The organism is Stenotrophomonas sp. B1-1 (genome assembly GCF_010894375.1).
GTDB lineage: Bacteria > Pseudomonadota > Gammaproteobacteria > Xanthomonadales > Xanthomonadaceae > Stenotrophomonas.
Genome location: NZ_JAAIUZ010000017.1, coordinates 76,107 through 96,221, shown reverse-complemented (window position 1 = coordinate 96,221; position 20,115 = coordinate 76,107). Strand labels below are relative to the sequence as shown.

22 protein-coding genes and 1 pseudogene are annotated in these 20,115 nt (G+C 67.9%); 12 read left to right on the top strand and 11 right to left on the bottom strand.

What is annotated here, in order from left to right:
- Positions 1 to 81 precede the first annotated feature (81 nt).
- The 4 genes from G4G00_RS13705 to G4G00_RS13690 are packed head-to-tail and all read left to right on the top strand — an operon-like array spanning position 82 to position 2,873.
- A complete protein-coding gene (locus G4G00_RS13705; protein WP_164274354.1) occupies positions 82 to 558 on the top strand; it encodes an EF-hand domain-containing protein in 477 nt (158 codons plus the stop codon).
- A gap of 55 nt (positions 559 to 613) precedes the next feature.
- Positions 614 to 1,459: a DUF692 domain-containing protein gene (locus G4G00_RS13700; protein ID WP_164274351.1), complete on the top strand. Its 846-nt coding sequence runs from the start codon at positions 614 to 616 to the stop codon at positions 1,457 to 1,459.
- A complete protein-coding gene (locus G4G00_RS13695; RefSeq protein ID WP_164274349.1) occupies positions 1,452 to 2,186 on the top strand; it encodes a putative DNA-binding domain-containing protein in 735 nt (244 codons plus the stop codon). Before G4G00_RS13700 ends, G4G00_RS13695 begins: the two co-directional genes overlap by 8 nt.
- A 51-nt stretch (positions 2,187 to 2,237) precedes the next feature.
- Positions 2,238 to 2,873: a ferric reductase-like transmembrane domain-containing protein gene (locus tag G4G00_RS13690; RefSeq protein ID WP_164274346.1), complete on the top strand. Its 636-nt coding sequence runs from the start codon at positions 2,238 to 2,240 to the stop codon at positions 2,871 to 2,873.
- 236 nt (positions 2,874 to 3,109) lie between these two features.
- On the opposite strand, the gene G4G00_RS13685 is transcribed toward G4G00_RS13690, so the two are convergent.
- From G4G00_RS13685 to G4G00_RS13665, 5 genes are all read right to left on the bottom strand, one after another.
- Entirely contained in the window at positions 3,110 to 4,273 is a 1,164-nt protein-coding gene (locus G4G00_RS13685; protein ID WP_164274575.1) for a metallophosphoesterase, read from the bottom strand.
- Between the two features lie 64 nt (positions 4,274 to 4,337).
- The gene (locus G4G00_RS13680; RefSeq protein ID WP_164274343.1) at positions 4,338 to 5,873 is read right to left on the bottom strand and encodes a TerC family protein; all 1,536 of its coding nucleotides are present in this window, start codon (positions 5,871 to 5,873) and stop codon (positions 4,338 to 4,340) included.
- 43 nt (positions 5,874 to 5,916) lie between these two features.
- Positions 5,917 to 6,141 (bottom strand): helix-turn-helix transcriptional regulator, encoded by a 225-nt coding sequence (locus G4G00_RS13675; RefSeq protein ID WP_108748883.1) that lies wholly within the window; start codon positions 6,139 to 6,141, stop codon positions 5,917 to 5,919.
- Between the two features lie 13 nt (positions 6,142 to 6,154).
- A complete protein-coding gene (locus G4G00_RS13670; protein ID WP_164274572.1) occupies positions 6,155 to 6,622 on the bottom strand; it encodes a DUF2975 domain-containing protein in 468 nt (155 codons plus the stop codon).
- A 166-nt stretch (positions 6,623 to 6,788) separates the two neighbouring features.
- On the bottom strand, positions 6,789 to 7,382 hold the full coding sequence (locus tag G4G00_RS13665; protein ID WP_108752439.1) for a hypothetical protein: 594 nt from the start codon (positions 7,380 to 7,382) through the stop codon (positions 6,789 to 6,791).
- A 130-nt stretch (positions 7,383 to 7,512) separates the two neighbouring features.
- Between G4G00_RS13665 and G4G00_RS13660 the strand changes: the two genes are divergently transcribed.
- Both G4G00_RS13660 and G4G00_RS13655 read left to right on the top strand, forming a co-directional pair.
- Entirely contained in the window at positions 7,513 to 7,824 is a 312-nt protein-coding gene (locus tag G4G00_RS13660; protein WP_108748880.1) for a metalloregulator ArsR/SmtB family transcription factor, read from the top strand.
- Positions 7,825 to 7,837: 13 nt separating this feature from the next.
- Positions 7,838 to 9,224: pseudogene (locus tag G4G00_RS13655) on the top strand (DUF2867 domain-containing protein).
- A gap of 35 nt (positions 9,225 to 9,259) precedes the next feature.
- On the opposite strand, the gene G4G00_RS13650 reads toward G4G00_RS13655, so the two are convergent.
- Positions 9,260 to 9,691 carry a pyridoxamine 5'-phosphate oxidase family protein gene (locus G4G00_RS13650; protein WP_164274340.1) on the bottom strand — a complete coding sequence of 144 codons (432 nt, stop codon included), beginning with the start codon at positions 9,689 to 9,691 and terminating at the stop codon, positions 9,260 to 9,262.
- 99 nt (positions 9,692 to 9,790) lie between these two features.
- Positions 9,791 to 10,816: an AI-2E family transporter gene (locus tag G4G00_RS13645; RefSeq protein ID WP_108752436.1), complete on the bottom strand. Its 1,026-nt coding sequence runs from the start codon at positions 10,814 to 10,816 to the stop codon at positions 9,791 to 9,793.
- Between the two features lie 92 nt (positions 10,817 to 10,908).
- Here G4G00_RS13645 and G4G00_RS13640 point away from each other — a divergent pair, with 92 nt between their 5' ends.
- Positions 10,909 to 11,310: a hypothetical protein gene (locus tag G4G00_RS13640; RefSeq protein WP_164274337.1), complete on the top strand. Its 402-nt coding sequence runs from the start codon at positions 10,909 to 10,911 to the stop codon at positions 11,308 to 11,310.
- Between the two features lie 27 nt (positions 11,311 to 11,337).
- On the opposite strand, the gene G4G00_RS13635 is transcribed toward G4G00_RS13640, so the two are convergent.
- A complete protein-coding gene (locus G4G00_RS13635) occupies positions 11,338 to 12,345 on the bottom strand; it encodes a LacI family DNA-binding transcriptional regulator (protein ID WP_164274334.1) in 1,008 nt (335 codons plus the stop codon).
- A gap of 95 nt (positions 12,346 to 12,440) precedes the next feature.
- On the opposite strand from G4G00_RS13635, the gene G4G00_RS13630 reads away from it, so the two are divergent.
- From G4G00_RS13630 to G4G00_RS13610, 5 genes are read left to right on the top strand one after another with little or no spacing between them, the layout of a single operon-like run.
- A complete protein-coding gene (locus tag G4G00_RS13630) occupies positions 12,441 to 13,493 on the top strand; it encodes a sugar phosphate isomerase/epimerase family protein (RefSeq protein ID WP_164274331.1) in 1,053 nt (350 codons plus the stop codon).
- A 27-nt stretch (positions 13,494 to 13,520) separates the two neighbouring features.
- Entirely contained in the window at positions 13,521 to 14,738 is a 1,218-nt protein-coding gene (locus G4G00_RS13625) for a nucleoside permease (protein WP_164274328.1), read from the top strand.
- A 12-nt stretch (positions 14,739 to 14,750) separates the two neighbouring features.
- On the top strand, positions 14,751 to 15,875 hold the full coding sequence (locus G4G00_RS13620) for a Gfo/Idh/MocA family oxidoreductase (RefSeq protein WP_164274325.1): 1,125 nt from the start codon (positions 14,751 to 14,753) through the stop codon (positions 15,873 to 15,875).
- Positions 15,876 to 15,894: 19 nt separating this feature from the next.
- Entirely contained in the window at positions 15,895 to 16,761 is an 867-nt protein-coding gene (locus G4G00_RS13615) for a sugar phosphate isomerase/epimerase (protein ID WP_164274324.1), read from the top strand.
- Positions 16,762 to 16,779: 18 nt separating this feature from the next.
- Positions 16,780 to 17,076 (top strand): cytochrome c, encoded by a 297-nt coding sequence (locus tag G4G00_RS13610; RefSeq protein ID WP_199932300.1) that lies wholly within the window; start codon positions 16,780 to 16,782, stop codon positions 17,074 to 17,076.
- Between the two features lie 9 nt (positions 17,077 to 17,085).
- Here the strand turns inward: G4G00_RS13610 and G4G00_RS13605 are convergent, their stop codons facing one another.
- The 3 genes from G4G00_RS13605 to G4G00_RS13595 are packed head-to-tail and all read right to left on the bottom strand — an operon-like array spanning position 17,086 to position 20,095.
- Complete coding sequence (locus tag G4G00_RS13605; RefSeq protein ID WP_240336162.1) at positions 17,086 to 17,820, bottom strand: DUF1080 domain-containing protein; 735 nt, start codon at positions 17,818 to 17,820, stop codon at positions 17,086 to 17,088.
- A gap of 14 nt (positions 17,821 to 17,834) precedes the next feature.
- Positions 17,835 to 18,410: a gluconate 2-dehydrogenase subunit 3 family protein gene (locus tag G4G00_RS13600; RefSeq protein WP_164274321.1), complete on the bottom strand. Its 576-nt coding sequence runs from the start codon at positions 18,408 to 18,410 to the stop codon at positions 17,835 to 17,837.
- Positions 18,410 to 20,095, bottom strand: a complete 1,686-nt coding sequence (locus G4G00_RS13595; RefSeq protein WP_164274318.1) for a GMC family oxidoreductase — start codon at positions 20,093 to 20,095, stop codon at positions 18,410 to 18,412. The genes G4G00_RS13600 and G4G00_RS13595 overlap by 1 nt, the downstream gene beginning before the upstream one ends.
- Positions 20,096 to 20,115: the final 20 nt, after the last annotated feature.

Below are 20,115 nucleotides of genomic sequence, written 5' to 3'. Positions count from 1 at the left end.
CTGCGCATCCCATTCGCTTTCCGTCGCGCCATGCGGCGTCCATCCCGCACGCCCTGCGTGCAACCCCAAGGAGTCACCACCATGTCCGTCTCGATCAAGAACACCTCTGCTTCCCGCCTGCCGCGCATCGGCGCCATCGGCATCGCCCTGGCCGGTGGCCTGCTGCTGGCCGGCCAGGCCGCTGCGATCCAACCGTTGGCAATCAGCGCGGTATCCATGAGCGCCGCCGCCGAAGGCAAGTGCGGTGAAGGCAAGTGCGGCGCCAACAAGGCCAGCACCAGCAAACCCGCCGGCAAGGCCAAGGTGGCCGAAGGCCAGTGCGGTGAAGGCAAGTGTGGCGATGCCTCGTTTGCCCGCACCGACCGTGACCACGACGGCCGCGTCTCGCGGGCCGAGTTCAACGCCGTGGCCGGCGAGCGCGCCGCCGAGTTCGATCGCATCGACACCAACCACGATGGCTACATCAGCGAACAGGAAGCACACGACTACCTGCGCAGCGTCTACACCGCCCACGGCAAGCCGATGCCGAAGGGTCTGTTCTCGCGCGTCAACGACTGATTGCCCCCCACCCGGCGCCGCCGCAACGGCGGCGCCCTTGCCCTGGAGTAAGCGCATGCACACGCCCCTGCCCCCTGCCAGCGCCGGTCTTGGCCTGCGCCGCGGCCTGATCGATGAACTGCTGGCGATGCCGGCCGATGCCATCGATTTCCTGGAAGTCTCGCCGGATAACTGGATTGGCGTGGGCGGCGCCCACGGTGCCGCGCTGCGCCAGCTGAGCGAACGCCATCGCCTGACCTGCCATGGCCTGTCGTTGTCGCTGGGTGGGCCGGACCCGTTGGACCAGATCCTGCTGGCGCAGACCCGCGCCTTCCTCGATCTGCACCAGGTGCAGCTGTACAGCGAACACCTGAGCTACTGCGCCGCCGGCGGCCATGTCTACGACCTGCTGCCGCTGCCCTTCACTGCCGAAGCGGTGCACCACGTCGCCGGTCGCATCGCCCAGGTGCAGGACATGCTGGGGCGGCGCATCGCGGTGGAAAACATTTCCTACTACGTCGTGCCTGGCGCGGACATGAGCGAGATCGACTTCATCAATGCCGTGCTGGACGAAGCCGACTGCGACCTGCTGCTGGACGTGAACAATGTATTCGTCAACGCCTGCAACAACGGCTACGACGCCTTCGATTTCCTGGCCCGTGTACCGGCCCACCGCGTGGCGTCGTTGCATGTAGCGGGGCACTTCGACGAAGACGACGGCTTCAAGATCGACACCCATGGCGCGCCGGTGAAAGGCGTGGTGTGGGCGCTGCTGCGCGAGGCGTATGCGCGTGTTGGCGTGCGACCCACCCTGCTGGAACGCGATTTCAATTTTCCGCCGCTGGCCGAGCTGCTGGCTGAGGTGGAACAGATCCGCCAGGCCCAGGTGGATGTGCTGCAGCCCGAGGTGGCCCATGGCTGAGACACTGGCCACCCTGCAGCAGCGTTGGGCCGGGCATGTGCGTGACCCGTCCACGCCGGCACCGGCGGGCATCGACGCGCGGCGACTGGCGGTCTATCGCCGCCTGTGCATCGACAGCCTGGACAGCCTGCTGGCCGGCAGCCTGCCGCGCCTGCAGCAGCACCTGGGCGGGCCACGCTGGCGCGGCATGGTCGAGCATTACTACGCCCGCCATGCCTGCCATACCCCGTTGTTCCCGCAGATTGCCGGCGAGTTCGCCGCCTGGCTGGCAATGCAGGACACGCTGGCACTGCCAGGCTGGGCCGCAGAACTGGCGCACTACGAAAGCACGCAGCAGGCGCTGCATATCGAGGCACGCGATCCCGGGCAGGCGCTCGAACAGGCCGTAACGGGCACGCATGTGCTTGCACTGTCCACACACGTGCGCGTGCTGGGCTACCAGTGGCCGGTGCACCAGGACGAGGCGCTGACCACGCGGCCCGAGGCGGCACCGACCTTGCTGTTGCTGCATCGCCACGCCGATTTCAGCCTGCACACGCAGGTGCTGGCACCGCTGGCCTACGCCCTGCTGACCGCACTGGGCAATGACGGTGCGCGCGTGGATGAGGCACTGCAGGTGCTGGCCGATGTGCACGGTGTCGACCGCGGCGAACTGCAGGCCGCCACCGCACCGCTGCTCGCCCCCCTGTGCGCGGCCGGCGTGCTGGTCGCCGCGCGCAGCGCCTGAACCCTGCGGCCACCGGCCGCGCTTCCCTTCTTCCTTCATCGAGGTCTGACCATGGCTGCTTCAACCCCTTCCTTCCTGCACGGCTGGCGCCTGTTCGTGGCCATCGCCGTGGTGCTGATCGCCTTCGCAATGGCCGCATTCGCCCTGCAACCCGACGTGGTGGAGGGCAGTCGCGCGGCCATCCGGGTGACCGCACGCACCTCGTTCGTGCTGTTCCTGGCCGCGTTCACCGCGTCATCGTTCGCCAGCCTGCTGCCCGGACCAACCACCCACTTCCTGCTGCGCGAGCGCCGCATCATCGGCCTGTCGTTCGCGTTCTCGCACCTGCTGCATGCCGTGGCGATCACCACGTTCGGCATTCTGAACCCGGCGTTCTGGCCGGCGCGCTCGGCCCTGGCCAACCTGCCCGGCACGGTGGGCTACGTGGCGATCCTGGCACTGGCGATCACCTCGCACCGCGGCATCGCCCGGCGCATGGGGCCCACTGCATGGCGACGCCTGCACACCACCGGCATGTGGATCATCGCCGCAGTGTTCACCTACTCGTACTTCAAGCGCGTACCGGCCAACTTCTGGTACGCCGTGCCGTCGGCACTGCTGTTCACTGCCTTCGTGGTGCGCGCCATCGCCAAGCGTGGGCAGTCACTGAAGCGCAGTGCGCGTGCGCGCCCGTTGCGGGCGGCGTGACGGACCGGGGGTCAGAGCCCTTTGCCGGTGGCAAAGGGATCTGACCCCAATGCCCGTACTCAACCGCGCGGCGCGATAGGCGATCGCTGCAGCCGGTTGATCTCATCGGCGTTGGCGCGGATCAGTCGTTCCAGCGGGGCGCGGGGGTGGGCCATGGGTGCCGTGGTGTGCGGGTCCTTGGGGTCAGAGCCCTTGGCGTTGCCAAGGGATCCGACCCCGGGCTGTCTGGCGATGGGTCAGAGCCCTTGGCCTTTGGCCAGGGGGTCCGCCCCCTTGCGCAGGGTGATCAGGGTGATTTCCGAGGGTACGCCGATGCGCGCGGGAAAGCCCGCCCACAGGCCGGCGCCGTTGCTGACGTACAGGGTCATGTCATTGACCGCGTAGCGACCCGACACGTAGCCACCGTTGGCGCGCTTCACCAGCTGGTCCATGCCGATGATCTGGCCGCCATGGGTGTGTCCGGACAACTGCAATTGCACGCCGCGCTCTGCCGCTTCGCGCGCGTTGCGCGGGCGGTGGTCCAGCAGGATCACCGGCGCGGCCGGGTCGGCACCGGCCAGGGCGGCGTCCAGATCGGGAAGCGGCAGGCCGTAGCGGGCCGCGACCGGATCGGTGACACCGGCGATGGTGATCGCCGCATCGCCACGACGCACCTGGGTATGGCTGTTTTCCAGCACCTGCATGTGCAGCGCGCGGAACGCCTGCATCCATTCGCGGTACTGCGCGTAGTACTCGTGGTTGCCGGTGATGGCGATCACCCCGTCGGGGGCCTGCAGTTCACCCAGCGGCTGGAAATCATGGCGACGCGCGGCCACGGTGCCATCGATCAGGTCGCCGGTGATCACGATCAGGTCCGGCTTCAGCGCATTGCTCTCGGCCACGACCCGGCGCACCCAGTCGCCGGTCAGCAGGCGGCTGGCGTGGATGTCGGTGAGCTGCAGTACGCGGTAGCCGTCGAACGCCGCCGGCAGCCCGGCGATGTTCACTTCGATCTGCCGCACCTTGGGTACCGCCATGCCCTGGCTGACACCGTAACCACTGAGCAGCAGGGCCAGGCCGGCCGCCAGCGGCCGCAGCATGCGGGCGCGCAGCGCTGTCACCACGCGCGGCCAGCGCAGCAGGCGCGACAGCAGCAGGCCCGCATCCATCACCAGCAGGGCCAGCGCCAGCAGCAGCACGGCGGTGGAACCGGTGGCCAGCACGGCGATGGCCAGCTTGGGAATTTCCGGCGAGGCCATCGTGCCCCAGAAGGTGGCAACAATGCGCAGCTGCACCGCCAGCGCCACCAGCAGCAGCGACAACAGCGCCTTGGCCCAGAGCGGCAGCCGCAGCGGCCAGAACAGGCGCCAGGCCACGTACAGGCCCATCAACAAACCAACAGTACTCAGCACAACGTGAATCCAGAACGTGGGGCGGCCATGGTGACCGACCAAGGTTGCAAAAGGTAGGAGAAATCTCCGCGCGTTACGACGCCAGACGCTGCATGCGCAGGCGGGCGATGCGGCGGGTTTCCATGGCCAGCACGCTGATGCGGAAACCGGCCACGTCCACGCTGTCGCCCACGTCGGGCAGGCGCCCCAGCTGGTCCAGAACCAGGCCGGAAATGGTCATGTAGTCGGCGCTGCGCGGCAGGGCCACGCCAGTCATCCGCTGCAGGTCATCCAGGGTCAGCGCGCCATCGGCCTCCCATTCGTGCTCGCCCTGCGCCACTACGCCGTAGCGCTCGTCCTGGGTGTCGGCCAGATCGCCGGCAATGGCCGCCAACAGGTCATTGGCGGTCACCAGGCCTTCCACGCTGCCGTACTCGTCCACCGCCACCGCCAGCGGCACCGGGTGCTGGCGGATCAGCTCCAGCGCCTGCAATGCACTGGCGCTGGACAGCACGTACTGCGGCGCGCGCAGGTTGGCTTCCAGCTGCAAGGGACGGCCCTGCAGCAGGTCGGCCAGCAGGTCGCGGCTCTGCACCACGCCCCGCAGGCTGTCCAGGTCGCCCTCGCCCACCAGCAGTCGGGTATGCGGCGACGCCACCAGGCGCGCCACCACATCCTCGTGGCCACGGGCCAGGTCGATCCACTGCACATCGGCACGCACGGTCATCACGCTGGACACCGGGCGATCGGCCAGGCCCAGCACGCTGCGGATCATCTCGTGCTCGGCCGGCTGCAGGCGCTCCTCGTCGGCATGTTCTTCCTCGCCGTGGCCGTCGTCGTGACCGTTGGCCGGGCGCGCCCCCAGCATGCGCAGCACGGCGTCGGCGGTGCGCTGGCGGAACGGCTGGCGGCGCTCGTTGCGCTCACGGTTGAAACGCACCCACTGGTTGAAGGCTTCCACCAGGATCGAGAACGCGATAGCCGCGTACAGATAGCCCTTGGGGATCTTGTAGCCCAGGCCTTCGGCCACCAGGCTGAATCCGATCATCAGCAGGAAGCCCAGGCACAGCACCACCACGGTGGGGTGCTTGTTGACGAAGCGGGTGAGCGGCTTGCTGGCCAGCAGCATCAGCGCCATGGCGATGGTCACCGCGGCGTACATCACGCCCAGATTGTCGACCATGCCGACGGCGGTGATCACCGAATCCAGCGAGAACACCGCATCGAGCACCACGATCTGCGCCACCACCATGGCGAAACTGGCGTAGACCTTCTTGCCATCGTCGTGGTGCTGGCGGCCTTCCAGCCGTTCGTGCAGTTCCATGGTGCCCTTGAACAGCAGGAACAGGCCACCGCCCAGCAGGATCAGGTCACGCCCGGAGAAGCTGTGCTCGAACAGCACCAGCAGCGGCTCGGTCAACTTCATGATCCACGACAGCGCCGCCAGCAGCACCAGGCGCATCAGCAGGGCCAGGGCCAGGCCGATCACCCGTGCGCGGTCGCGCTGGTGCGGGGGCAGCTTGTCGGCCAGGATCGCGATGAACACCAGGTTGTCGATGCCCAGCACGATTTCCAGCACGATCAGGGTTGCAAGGCCCATCCAGATCGAGGGGTCAGCCAACCATTCCATTTCAGTTCCGTTTGTTCAGTAGTAAGGGAAGAAACATCAGCGCTCAGTCGTCCTGCTGGGCCTGGCTGGGGTCGTGCCCCAGCAGGTCACCCGGCGTGCACTGCAGCTCGCGGCAGATCGCATCCAGGGTGGAAAAGCGGATGGCGCGGGCCTTGCCGGTCTTCAGGATGGACAGGTTGGCCAGGGTGATGTCGATGCGCCCGGCCAGCTCGGACAGGGTCATGCCGCGCGCCTGCAGCATGCGGTCCAGGGTGATGATGATGGCCATCAGTGCGCGCCCATCAGATCACGCTGTCCAGGTCATCGCGCATGGCCGCGCCCACGGCGAACACGCGCGCCAGCACGAACAGCATCAGCACCGCCAGCAGGCCGGTGATGGACATGCCACCGCCCACTTCCATCCAAGCGAAATCCGGCCCCATCCAGCTGGCGTAGGCACCGATGATGATCGACAGGGTTTCCATGGCCAGCATCAGCCAGGCCATGCGGTGCAGGCGCAGCGCGTTGGCGTGGTTGAACGGGCGCTCACGCGCGGCAGAACGCAGCAGCCGCGCCAGGTGCCGCAGGAACACCAGGCACAGCACCAGCAGCGCCACGATGGTGGCCAGGCCCAGGCAGAAAAGCAGGAACAGGTCGTTGCCATGCAGGGCGGCCGCCGTGGCGTCGTGCACGGTATCCATCAGCCAGCGGCGGTCGTAGGCGACCAGCGGCACCGCCAGCAGCGCGGCCAGGATACCCAGCCAGCACATTGCCCGCACCGCCTGCACGGCGGTCTGGGCCAGGGTGAACACACCGCGCGCAGGTCGGGCGCGGGCAGAACGAGCGGTCAAGCAGCCTCCGGCGTGGGGCAGATCACCTGCCCGGTGGATTTATCGATAAACGATATACCACATCCGGGTCGAGGTGGCTGAACCGCTACTTGGCGACCGCTGGCGGCGTTGCGTCCTGGCGCATGGCCTCGCCCGGCGTGGCCGAGGCCATGGCCTGCACGCCGGCTTCGGCGGCCTGCCGGGTGACCAGGCGGAAGCGCACGCGCAACGCGCTTTCCCCGGGCGTGGCCCAGCCGTACTGGATCGCCACCTGGTCGGCCGACAGCGGCCCGCGGCCGGGCAGCGAGCGCACCTGCAGCGGCTTTGGCGCGGCCTGCATCAGCCGTGCAAAGCCCTTCTGCACCACCGCTGGTTCGGCCTTCTCCGCATACACCGTGCAGGTGCCATCGTCGGCCCAGCTGACCGCGTAGCGGCCACTGGCCAGCGGCACCATCCAGGCCACCCCGCCCTGCCCCTGCAGCAGCGTGGCGGCCTCGGCCGGCGGCAGCGGGCTCAGGCCGTTGGCATCCATCAGCGCCTGCAGCCGGGCCGGCGCGCCGATGTGCTGCATGCAGGCCGTGTCGAACAGTTCGCTGAAGGGGTCCTGGGTTGCCGCCGCCTCCTTCGGCGCGCGCGCCGGCTGCGCCGCGGCCAGCGCGGGCAGCAACAGACCCGCCATCAACCAGGGCACCGGGCGCATCGCAACTCCATCATCGGAAAACTGCGGGGAGGATGGCAAAAGCCGGGGGCGCAGTGCAATGGCGGCGCAGGCTTGACACCGCCGCGGCCGCGCAGGATCATCAATTAACGAATTAGTTAATTAACGCCCTATGGACCGCATCTTCGAAGCCCTCGCTTCCGGCGCCCGCCGGCAGATCCTGGCCTACCTCAGTGCCGGCGAACTGAGCGCGGGCGAGCTGGCCGAGCGCTTCGATTTCAGCAAGCCGGCGCTGTCCAGCCACCTGCGCATCCTGGAAGACGCCGGCCTGATCGAACGCGAGAAGCGCGGGCAGTTCGTGTACTTCCGCCAGGTGCCCGAGCGCCTGGCCAACACCCTGTTTTCCTGGGCGGCCGAAGTGTGTCCGGTCGGTGGCCCGCTGAAGCGCGAAGCCCGCGCACGCCGCAAGTCCCCTGCCCGCTGATAGGAGCACGACGATGCCTGGTTCGACCCGCAACAGCCGCTCGTTTCCAGGTGTCCAGCTGCCCGCCCAGGAAGGCGCAGGACCCATCGAGGTGATGCTGATCGCCCAGCTCGGCATCGGTGCCGGCGATGCGCTGGTGAACGACGCCGGGCAACGCCAGCGCCACCATCCGGCCTTCATCGATGCGCTGGATGAACCGTCGGCACGGCTGGGCGGCATGCACCTGCAGCATGGTGATGCGTCATCGCTGTACAGCTTCGTGGTGGGTGCCGGCGGCCACCCGTTCCACCGCCATGTCGGCCCGCGCATGTTCACCGCCATTGCGGGCAGCGCTGGCGCGGAGCTGCGCTTTGCCACCGCCAGCGATGCGCAGATCGCCACCGATCCGGCCAGCTTCCAGCGCAGCCTGCGGCGCATCCGCATTCCACCCGATTGCCTGTTCACCGTGCGCTTCGGTGGCGGTACCTGGCATCAGTTCGCGTCCAGCCACCGGGCACACCCGGCACTGTTCGCGCTGTCGTGCCACAGCAATGAACTGGCCGGCGCGATGAGCGATGCCACCCGCGCCCAGGTGCAGGCCAACCAGGCCGACATCCCCAGCCTGACCGACGTATTGCCGCAGGCCTGCTGGCCCACCGCCGCGACACTGGCCAGCGCGCCCCTGCTGCAGTTGTCACTGCAGGCCGCGCCGCCCAGCGTGTGTGCGCGGCTGTGCGCGCAGACCCGTGCGCTGCTGGGACCACTGCGTCGGATCAACCTGCGCCCGCTGCGGGGGTTCGTCGAACGCAGCACGCCGCGCTATCCGGTGCAGCATGCCGCGCCGGCAACGCAGGGCATGCTGTACCGCGCCCTGCCCCACAGCGATTACCACGATCTGGCCGTGCTGCAGCTGCGCCCCGAACAATGTGCGGGACGCTCGGCATCGACCCTGCTGGCCGATGTACTGGACGGCTTCCTTCGCAATCCTCCAGGCGGCGTGGGCCAGTTGATGGCCCTGCGCAACCGTCTGGTGGCGCCGCTGCGCCTGCGTACCTCGCCGCTGGGCTGCCCGGTGTCGTCGCTGTTGTCCACCGATCGCAGCCGACTGTTCGCCGGCCGCTTCCCGGTGCTGGATGCAACGGTGGATGCGCAGGACCGCAGCGCCGAAGTACTGCTGGGTGCCGATGATCGCCACCTGCGTTTCCGCAGCAGCGTGCGCGTGCAGCTGGCCGACGATGGCAGCGTGCAGGTCAGCCTGGGCTCGCGCGTGCAGACCCACAACCGGTTCGGGCGCCTGTACATGGCGCGACAGCGTGCACCGCCACTACATCGCGCCGGCCCTGCTGCGCCGTGCAGTGGAACATGCGCTGGCGCCGGAGCTGGCGGACTGGGTGGATGGGGGCGCGACGGTGGCTGGCTGAGCCGCCGGGCATGGCCCGGCGCTACCCGCGGGCGTTCAGACCACCAGCTCGCCCTGGTCTTCGCCGTCCCAGTAGTGGATGCGCTGCGCATGCACGTGGATCAGCACCAGTCCCGGCGTGTCCACGCCCTGCTCGAACCAGCGCTCCAGGTCTTTCACCCAGTGTTCGGCCAGCACCGCGCGTTCGCGGATGATGGAGGCGCGGCCTTTCACGTGCACGAACAGCGGCGGCTTTCCCAGCAGTGACTTGCTGCCGGTGAAACCCAGCGCGACCTTCGGGTCGGTTTCGATCTGGCGCACCATGTCCGTGCTTTCCAGCGCGAAGAACCAGCTGTCGCCGTCGTAGTCCACGTCGCCGTTATTGCTCATCGGGCGGCCATCGATCTCGCCGGCGGCATGGGTCTGCAGCATCGCAAAATCGATGCCAGCCATTTTCTTCGCCAGTTCGGGCAGGGTCAGCGTGGTCATGGTTCGGTCTCCTGGGGTCTGCGGCCAGCGTCCGCCCGCGCAGGTAAGGCGGGCGTGCAGGTCCGTCGCGGCGGATTTCACGCGCCCGCCAGACCAGAATCAGATCCAGCGCTGGTCCAGCAGCTCCCGCTTCACGTAGGCATAGAACACCGGTGCGGCCACCAGCCCAGCCAGGCCGAAGGCCGCTTCCATCACCAGCATCGCCAGCAGCAGTTCCCACGCACGGGCCTGGATTTCACCGCCGACGATGCGCGCGTTGAGGAAGTACTCCAGCTTGTGGATGACGATCAGGTACAGCAGCGCCGCCACCGCCACGTAGAACGACACCGACAGCGCCACGATGGTGATGACGGTGTTGGAAATGATGTTGCCCACCACCGGCAGCAGGCCGGCCAGGAAGGTGATCAGCACCAGCGTCTTCGACAGCGGCAGGTGCACGCCGAACAGCGGCAGCACGCCCAGCAGGAACACCGCGGTGAACACCGTGTTGAGCAGCGAAATCTTCACCTGGGCGAACACCACCTGGCGGAAGGCCACCGCCAGGCGCGTGGTGCGGCCGACCAGTTCCTGCGCCAGCGGGCCCATCTTCGGCAGCGGCAGCTCGTCGTACAGGGCGATCATCGCGCCCAGCACCATGCCGATCAGCACGCGCACGCCCACCTGCACCACCGACGTACCGGCCACGCCCAGCTGCCGCTGGTGTTCGGCGGCCCATTCGTTCAGCGCCTCGCGCAGCCGGGTCAGGTCTTCGGGAATGTAGGGCTGCAGCAGCGCGGGCACCTGGTGGCGCGAGGTGTTGAGGATGTCCATCAGCCGCGCCAGCAGCACGTCCGGGCCACCGGTCTCGTTGCGGAAGAACGAGGCCACGCCGATTCCGGCCAGCACCAGCGCACCGATGATGACCGCCGACAGCAGGATGACCGCGAAGGCGCGTGCGCGGCCCGGCGGCAGCTTGCCTTCCACGGTATTGGCCAGCACGTGGGTCAGCTGGAACACCAGCAGGCCCGACAGCAGGGTGACCACCAAGCCCAGCTTCAGTGCCAGCCACATGCCCAGCAACATCAACAGCCAGGCGGCGATGCGCGCGGCGGGGGGCTTGGGCAGGGCAAGGACGGCGTCGTTCATGGCGGTGCATTCCGGCGGGGTGGCCCATGGTAGTGGATTGTGCAGGCACGGCCGGCGCACACTGGCGCCCCACCCTGCCGCAAGGACGCCCCATGTACCGCCTGCTGTGCATCCCCCTGCTTGCGCTCGCCGCCGGCAGCAGCTTCGCCGCCGACACCACGCCCGTACCGCCGCAGGTGCAGGCCGACGTGGAAGCCATCGCCCGCGAACTGCTGAAGGTGCAGCGCAGCGACGTCGAGCTCTTCTGCCCGAAGGCGGTGGAGAACGCGCGCTACGGGCTGGAAACCATGCTGGAGGTGGGGGCAAAGAACGCCGCCGGCGGCTACATCGATGCGGCGAAGTACGAGGCCATGGCCGCGCCGATGCGCGAACTGCTGCCGCAGATCACCGAAGCCGACTGCGAAGCTGCAAGCGGTGGCCAGCGCGATTTCTACCAGTGCATGTCCAGCGACTACAACCACGTGCTGGCCTGCGCACAGGCGCACCTGAAGTAACCGCGCGCGCTGCCCTGCGGCCGCCGCTCAGCCGCTGGCCGGGGCGGCCGTCGATCCCCGCAGCATCAGCATGAAATCCAGCGTCTGCTGCAAGGGAACATCGACGCGATCGATGATGGCCAGCAGCAGGGTGACCGCGCGCGCCCCGATGTCCCGCATCGGCTGGCGGATGGTGGTCAGCGGCGGGGTCAGGAAGCGCGACGATGCCAGGTCGTCGAAGCCGACGATGGACACCTGGTCCGGTACGCGGATGCCGAGATCGCGGCATGCAGAAAGCGCACCCAGCGCCATCTGGTCGCTGAAGCAGAACACCGCGGTCGGTGCGAGCGGACGCGCGAGCAGTGCCGTGGCCGCCGCATGACCGGACTCCAGCGAGAAATCACCGGGTACGACGCTCAAGCCGCGTAGCCGGCCGCGCGCCTTGCCCGCCGCGCGCACGCCTTCCAGCCGCTGCTGGTGCAACGGGTTGTCGGGCGGGCCGCCGACCACGGCGATGCGCTCATGGCCGAGGGCATACAGGTGTTCCATCACCGTGCGCGCAGCGGCGGCATTGTCGATATGCACGCTGGGAATGCCCAGCGCGGGATCGAATTCGCAGCCATTGACCACCGGCGCGGCCACGCCCAGCGCCTGCACGATCTCGCGCGCGGTGGGCGGCAGCCGATGGCCGAGCACGATCAGGCCATCGGCCTCGTTGCGCCGGAGCATCTGCGCGTAGCGCTCCTCGCGATCGGGCTGGTGCTGGGTATCACCCAGCAGCACGGCGTAGCCGGCGGCCTGCGCCGCATCTTCGGCACCCTGCAGGATCTGCGCGAAGAACGGATTGGCGATGTCCGGCACGGTGACCAGGATCTTGCCACTGCGCTGGGTCTTCAGCGTTCGGGCCACCGTGTTGGGCACGTAGCCCAGCTTGGCGGCGGCCTGCTCGATGCGCGCCCGGGTGGCGGGCAGCACTTTGTCCGGCCGCGACAAGGCCCGCGACACCGTGCCGGCGGACACGCCCACGTGCTTTGCGATGTCGTAGATGGTGGCCATGGTGTCAGCTCTGGTTGCGGCTGTGCACTGCACAACGGGTCTGCGGAAAGCCCATGCTAGGGTAATGCAATCGATTGCATCTAGGGCGAATCACCTTGAAGACGCTCAAGGGTCCGGCGCTTTTCCTGGCGCAGTTCATCGGCGACAACGCTCCTTTTGATCGGCTGGACACGCTGGCCGGATGGGCCGCGGGCCTGGGCTATTCTGGCGTACAAGTGCCCACCACCGCGCCCCACCTGTTCGATCTGGCCGAAGCAGCGCGCAGCCAGGCCTACTGCGACGATGTCGCGGCCATGCTGGCCGGGCACGGTCTGCAGATCACCGAACTGTCGACCCACCTGCAGGGCCAGCTGGTCGCCGTCCACCCCGCCTATGACACTCTGTTTGACGGGTTCGCACCGCCCGCGCAGCGCGGCGATCCTGCCGCCCGCCAGGCCTGGGCCGTCGATCAGCTGTTGCTGGCGGCCCAGGCCAGCCAGCGCCTGGGGCTGACCGCACACGCCACCTTCTCCGGCGCCCTGGCCTGGCCCTACCTCTATCCCTGGCCGCAGCGCCCGGCCGGTCTGGTGGACGCAGCCTTCGCCGAACTGGGCCGCCGCTGGCGCCCGATCCTGGATGCCTTCGATGCCTGCGGCGTGGACCTGTGTTTCGAGATCCATCCGGGCGAAGACCTGCACGACGGGGCAACTTTCGAGCGCTTCCTCGACGTGGTCGACCACCACCCCCGCGCGAAGATCCTGTACGACCCCAGCCACCTGCTGCTGCAGCAGATGGACTACCTGGGCTTCATCGACCGCTACCACGCGCGCATCGGCATCTTCCACGTGAAAGACGCCGAATACCACGCTAGTGCCCGCAGCGGCGTGTATGGCGGCTACCAGGACTGGATCGACCGTCCGGGCCGGTTCCGCTCGCTCGGCGATGGCCAGGTCGACTTCAAGGGCATCTTCTCCAGGTTCGCGCAGTACGACTTCCCCGGCTGGGCGGTGCTGGAATGGGAGTGCTGCCTGAAGCACCCCGAGGACGGCGCACGGGAGGGCGCCGCCTTCATCCGCGACCACATCATCCGGGTGACCGAGCGCGCCTTCGATGACTTCGCCGACAGTGGCACCGACGCCGCATCACTGAACCGCATGCTGGGAATCTGAGCCGACACCGCCCCGGGAGGGCAAGCCATGACGCACGCCATGTCGCGCTTGGGCGCGATGATGTTTCTGCAGTTCTTCATCTGGGGAGCGTGGTTCGTGACCCTCGGCACCTACCTGGTGCAGGGCCCGCTGCAGGCCAGCGCCAGCCAGGTGGCCACCGCATTTCTCAGCCAGTCGATCGGTGCGATCGTCGCCCCCTTCCTGGTCGGCCTGATCGCCGATCGCTACTTCGCCGCGCAGCGCATCCTGGCGGTGCTGCACCTGGCCGGCGCGGTGCTGATGTGGCTGGCCTCCACGGCCACCAGCTTCGGCATGTTCTCCGCCTGCGTGATGGGTTACATGCTGCTGTTCATGCCCACGCTGGCGCTGGCCAACAGCGTGGCGATGCGGCACATGCAGTCGCCGGAAAAGCAGTTCCCGCTGGTGCGGGTGGCCGGCAGCATCGGCTGGATCATCGCCGGCGTGCTGATCGGCTGGCTGGGCTGGGAACAGGCGCACCGGCTTGAACTGACGTTCCGGATGGCAGCAGTGGCATCGCTGGTGCTGGGCCTGTACGCCTTCACCCTGCCGCACACGCCGCCGCTGGCGCAGCAGCGCGATGCCGGGCTCGGGCAGATCCTCGGCCTGGATTCGCTGCGCCTGCTGAAATCGCGCGCCTACCTGGTGTTCTTCCTGGCTTCCATCGCCATCTGCATTCCGCTGTCTTTCTACTACAACTTCACCAACCCCTACCTCAACGATCTGGGCGTGCACGGCGCCGCCGGCCTGCAATCACTGGGCCAGGTGTCCGAAGTGCTGCTGATGCTGGCGATGCCGTTCCTGTTCGTGCGGCTGGGGGTGAAGACCATGCTGGCGGTGGGCATGGCCGCCTGGGTGCTGCGCTATGCGCTGTTTGACTTCGGCGATGCCGGCAGCGGCTTCTCGCTGCTGGTCATCGGCATCGTGCTGCACGGCATCTGCTACGACTTCTTCTTCGTCACCGGGCAGATCTACACCGATGCACACGCTGGCCCGGCCGCGCGCAGCAGCGCCCAGGGCTTCATCACCCTGGCCACCTACGGCGTGGGCATGTTGATCGGCACCTTCCTGTCCGGCGCGGTGGTGGAGCACTACACCACGGCCGCAGGGCCCGACTGGCAGCAGATCTGGCTGTTCCCCGCCGGCGTTGCATTGGTCGTGCTGATTGCCTTCCTGCTGCTGTTCCGCGACCGCCCCGCCGTTGCGGCGGCGCCCACCACGCACTGAGGAGCGCCGTCGATGCCCAAGCTTGAAATCGCCATCGTCGGCACCGGCATGATCGCAGCGGTGCATCGCCGCGCCGCCCTGCTGGCCGGTGCCGAAGTGCGCGGCGTAGCGGCGTCCACGCCGCAGCGCGCGCGCGATGTGGCGCAGGCGTGGAATGTTGCGCGCGCCTACCGCGATATCGACGACGTGGTTGCCGATCCGCAGGTGCAGGTCGTGCATGTGTGCACGCCCAATCACCTGCACCGACCCATGGCACAGGCCGCACTGGCCGCCGGCAAGCACGTGGTCTGCGAAAAGCCGCTGGCCACCACCCTGGCCGATGCGCAGGCGCTGGCCGCGCAGGCCGCATCCAGCGGGCTGGTGGCCACGGTGCCGTTCGTCTATCGCTACCACCCGGTGGTGCGGGAAGCGCGCGTGCGCATCGCCGCCGGCGACATCGGCCCCCTGCATCTGATCCACGGCAGCTACCTGCAGGACTGGTTGCTGGACCCTGCCAGCAACAACTGGCGCGTCGACCCGGTGCTGGGCGGCACCTCGCGCGTGTTCGCCGACATCGGCTCGCACTGGTGCGATCTGGTGGAGTGGGTCAGCGGCGAGCGCTTCGCCGAAGTCAGCGCGGCCTTCGCGACGGTCATCGCCGAGCGCAGCGCCGGGGGCGCACAGAGCTTCAGCACACCGGCGGCAGGCGGCGCGACCCAGGCGGTGTCCAGCGAGGACGTGGCCACGGCGATGTTCCGTACCGGCGCCGGCACATTGGCATCGCTGACCGCCAGCCAGGTGTCGGCGGGGCGCCACAACCGCCTCTGGTTCGAGATCGACGGCGCCAACGCCAGCGTGGCCTTCAACCAGGAAGATCCCGAGCGGCTGTGGATCGGCCGGCCCGACCAGCGCGAGGAGACCTTCGTGCGCGGCCCCGGCGCCGGCAGCGCCGAGCAGCGCCGGCTCTCGGCCTTGCCGCCCGGCCATGCGCAGGGCTACGCCCAGTGCTTCGAGGCGTTCGTCGCCGACACCTATCGCGCAATCGATGGCGAGCGGCCGCAGGGCCTGCCCACCTTCGAAGACGGCCTGCGCTCGGCGCTGATCGTCGAACGCGTCATCGCATCGGCCAGGTCGCGCGCCTGGACCACCATTGAATGAACCCCGGGAGCATGCACCGATGAAGGCATCAACAGGAAGGATCGCGACCTTGGCACTGCTGCTGTTCACGGCCCTGCCCGCGTTCGCCGCGGAAACCCGCAGCCCTGAAAAGCCCATCGCTGTGCAGATGTACACGCTGCGCAACGCCGGCACGCTCGACCAGCAACTGAAGATCGTCCACGACGCGGGCGTGCAGGCGGTGGAAACGGTGGGCACGCAGAACGTCAGCGCCGCCGAACTCAAGCAGCTGCTGGACAAGTACGGAATCAAGGCGATCTCCTCGCACACGGCACTGGCCGACCTGCGCAACGACCTCGATGGCGCGGTGGCCTTCAACCGCGCGATCGGCAACACCACGCTGGTGGTGCCCTACCTGGACAGCAAGGACCGCCCGCGCGATGCCGCAGGCTGGACCGCGCTGGGCCAGGAACTGGGGCGCATCGCCAAACAGGTGCAGGCCCAGGGCATGCGCCTGGCCTACCACAACCATGATTTCGAGCTGGTCGACTTCGACGGCCGCACCGGACTGGAACTGTTGTTCGACGCTGCCGGCCCCGACCTGCAGACCGAGCTGGACCTGGCCTGGGTGGCGCGTTCGGGCCATGACCCGGCGGTGATGCTGGGCAAGTTCCGCGGCCGCCTGTTCGCGGTACACGCCAAGGACAACGCCGCCAAAGGCCAGGCCGAAGACGAAGGCGGATTCGCCGCCGTCGGCCAGGGGGTGCTGGACTGGAACGCGATCCTGCCGGCCGCGGCCGACGCGGGCGTGAAGTGGTACATCGTCGAGCACGACCAGCCGCGTGACCCGGCCAAGGTGATCCAGACCGGCGCCGACTACCTGCGCAAACACCTCACTGTCAGCCTGCCCGCCCGCGCTTCGCGCTAGCCCGCCAAGGAGCTTCGTTTGAAAACCGTCCTGACCCTGGCCCTGACCCTGTGCACGGCGACCGCTGCGCTCCCTGCCTGGTGCAAGGAAGATCCCGCCGCCGGTGCCAAGCTGTACGCGACCAACTGCGTGGCCTGCCACGGCGCGGACCGTGCGGGCATGCCCGGCGCGTTCCCTGCGCTGACCGACATCGGCAAGCGGCTGCCGCCTGCCCAGATCAAGGAAAAGATCAGCAAGGGCGGCGGGCTGATGCCACCCTTCTCGCACCTGTCTGCGCAGGAGATCGATGACATCGCCAGCTTCCTGGCGAAGTAGGCGCGGGCGTTACAGCTCGCGCACCCAGATGTTGCGGTAGCTGACCTTGGACGCGTGTTCCTGCAGATACAGCGGCGCGCATCCATGTGGCGAGTACGACGGCGCACCGATGTATTCGGTCAGGCCTGCAAGCACGGTGTCGTTCTGCACCAGCACGCCGTTATGCAGCACGGTGATGCGCGCCGGTGAGGTCAGCCCGCCACCGGCCGAGAAGCGCGGCGCCTTCCAGATGATGTCGTACGCCTGCCACTGGCCCGGCGCGCGCGAGGCATTCACCAGCGGCATGGCCTGCTTGTAGATCGAACCGGCCTGGCCGTTGGCGTAGGTCGGATTGTCGTGGCTGTCGAGCACCTGCAGCTCGTAGCGCTCCTGCAGGAAGATGCCGCTGTTGCCACGGTCCTGGCCCTGGAAACCCTTCGTTTCGGTGGGGCTGCGCCACTCGACGTGCAACTGCATGTCGCAGAAATGCTGCCGGGTGCGGATGCCCTTGCTGCCCGGCACCACGGTCATCGCACCGTTGGCCACTGTCCACGGCACGCGGCCACCCTGCTCGGCCTCCCAGGCGGACACATCCTTGCCATCGAACAACACGACCGCATCGGACGGCGCCGCGCCAATTGGGGTTGCGACGGCAGGCACCGCTGCCCATACCTCGGTCTTTGTCGGGTCGCGCTCGGCGCCGGCCTGCGCGAACGCCGGCACCGCCGCCAGCACGCCTGCGGCCATCAAGAAAGATCTGATCATCCTGTCATGCTCCATCAGCTGGTGGCCCAGGCCGGCGTGCCTGGCGCGTAGGCCATGTCGCCATCGTAGCGTCCGGGCACGGCGACGTACTTCAGCACTTCGGTCGCGCCCTGTTTTGAGGTGAAGAAGCCGAAGATGGCCAGTTGCTTGATCATGGTGAACGGATGCGGCATCGCCTTCGCGGTCTCGGCGGTACCGGTTTCGCTCACCTCGACGGCGCGCCTGCGGGCTTCGGCATCCAGCGTGCGCAGCAGTCCGGTGCGCGCCTCGGGTGCAAGGGCGACGAAGCTGCCGCCGGCGCGCTTTTCGATGTCGGCCAGGCCGGCGCGGAACGTGGCCTGCTGCCGTGCGGTGTAGCAGTCGGTCACGAACCGCGCCATGAAGGCGCCCGTGGCTGCGTCCTTCGCACCCGGCGTCTGCGTGCGTGGCAGGATGGTCTCGGCGATCTCATCGAGCGTGGCGATCTCGGCGTCGGTGAAGGGCACGCCCGCCGCGGCCGCTGGCAGCTTGCCGCTGGCCAGCGCAGGCAGGCCGACCATGGCCGCACCAGTGGCGGCGACAATCATCTTCAACAGTTCACGGCGGTCCATCACAGATTCCCCGCTTTCAGTTCGCGCACCGCGTGATCGGCCGCCCGCGCGGTCAGCGCCATGTAGGTCAGCGAAGGGTTCACGCAGGCACTGGAGGTCATGCAGGCACCGTCGGTGACATAGACGTTGGGCGCATCCCAGACCTGGTTGTGCGCGTTCAGTACCGACGTCCTGCGGTCACGCCCCATGCGCGCGGTGCCCATTTCGTGGATGCCCTTGCCCGGGGCGTAGTCGTTGTCGTGCATCTCCACGTCCTTGACCCCGGCCGCTTCCAGCATCTCGGCCGCATCGGCGGCCATGTCCTTGCGCATCGCCTTTTCGTTCTCGCGCATCGCCACGTCCATCGCCAGCACCGGCAGCCCCCACTTGTCCTTGCGCTCGTGGTCCAGGCGGATCGTGTTGTCGTGGTGCGGCAGCATTTCGCCGAAGCCGGTCATGCCGATGCGCCAGTCACCCGGCAGGCTCAACGCCTCCTTCAGGTCGGCGCCGATGTTCAGCTCGGCAATCTCGCGCGACCAGCCGTTGCGGCTGGCGCCGCCCTGGTAGCCGAACCCGCGCAGGTAGCCACGCTTGTCTGACGCCACGTTGCGGAAGCGCGGAATATAGAAGCCGCAGGGGCGGCGGCCGAAGTAGTACTTGTCGTCGTAGCCCTCAACGCGCCCCGACGCGCCCGCACCGAAGTGATGGTCCATCACGTTGTGCCCCAGCTCGCCGGACGAGGACCCCAGGCCCCCTTCCCAGACATCGGTTGCCGAGTTCATCAGCAACCAGGTCGAATTGAACGACGAGGCATTGAGGAAGATGACCTTGGCCGTGTACTCGTAGGTCTGGCCGGTCTCGGCGTCGAGGACCTGCACGCCACGCGCGCGCTTGCGGTCCTTGTCGTAGAGCACTTCCTTGACGATCGAGAACGGACGCAGTGTCAGGTTGCCGGTCTTCATCGCCGCCGGCAGCGTCGCTGCCTGGGTGGAAAAGTAGGCGCCAAACGGGCAGCCGAGGATGCATTTGTTGCGGTACTGGCAGTTGACCCGGCCCTGCTCGGGCATGGGCTTTGTGATGTTGGCGGTGCGCGAATGGATCATGTGGCGGGTGCCGCCGAAGGCTTTCTGGATGCGCGCGGCCACGTCCTTCTCGACGATGTTCAGCGGGATCGGCGGCAGGAATTCACCGTCGGGCAGCACGTCCAGCCCTTCGCGCGTGCCGGCGATGCCGGCGAACTTTTCCACGTGGTCGTACCACGGCGCGATGTCGGCATAGCGGATCGGCCAGTCCGTGGCGATGCCGTCCTTGAGGTTCGCCTCGAAATCCAGATCGGAAAAGCGATAGCTCTGCCGCCCCCACATCAGCGAGCGCCCGCCCACGTGGTAGCCGCGGAACCAGTCGAAGCGCTTCGTTTCGATGTATGGCGAGTCCTGTTCGTCGGCCCACATGCCTTCCAGGTTCTCGGCCAGGGCGTAGTCGCGCATCAGCACCGGGAAGGCCGCCTTCATCGCCTGGGTCGGCCGGTTGCGATGCGGGAAATCCCACGGTTCCTTCATCGCATTGACGTAGTCCTTCACGTGCTCGATGTTGCGCCCGCGTTCCAGCATCAGAACTTTCAGACCTTTCTCGGTCAGTTCCTTCGCTGCCCAACCGCCACTGATTCCCGAGCCAACAACGATGGCGTCGTAATGATTATCTGCCATGGGTCTATCACCTGGGTGGA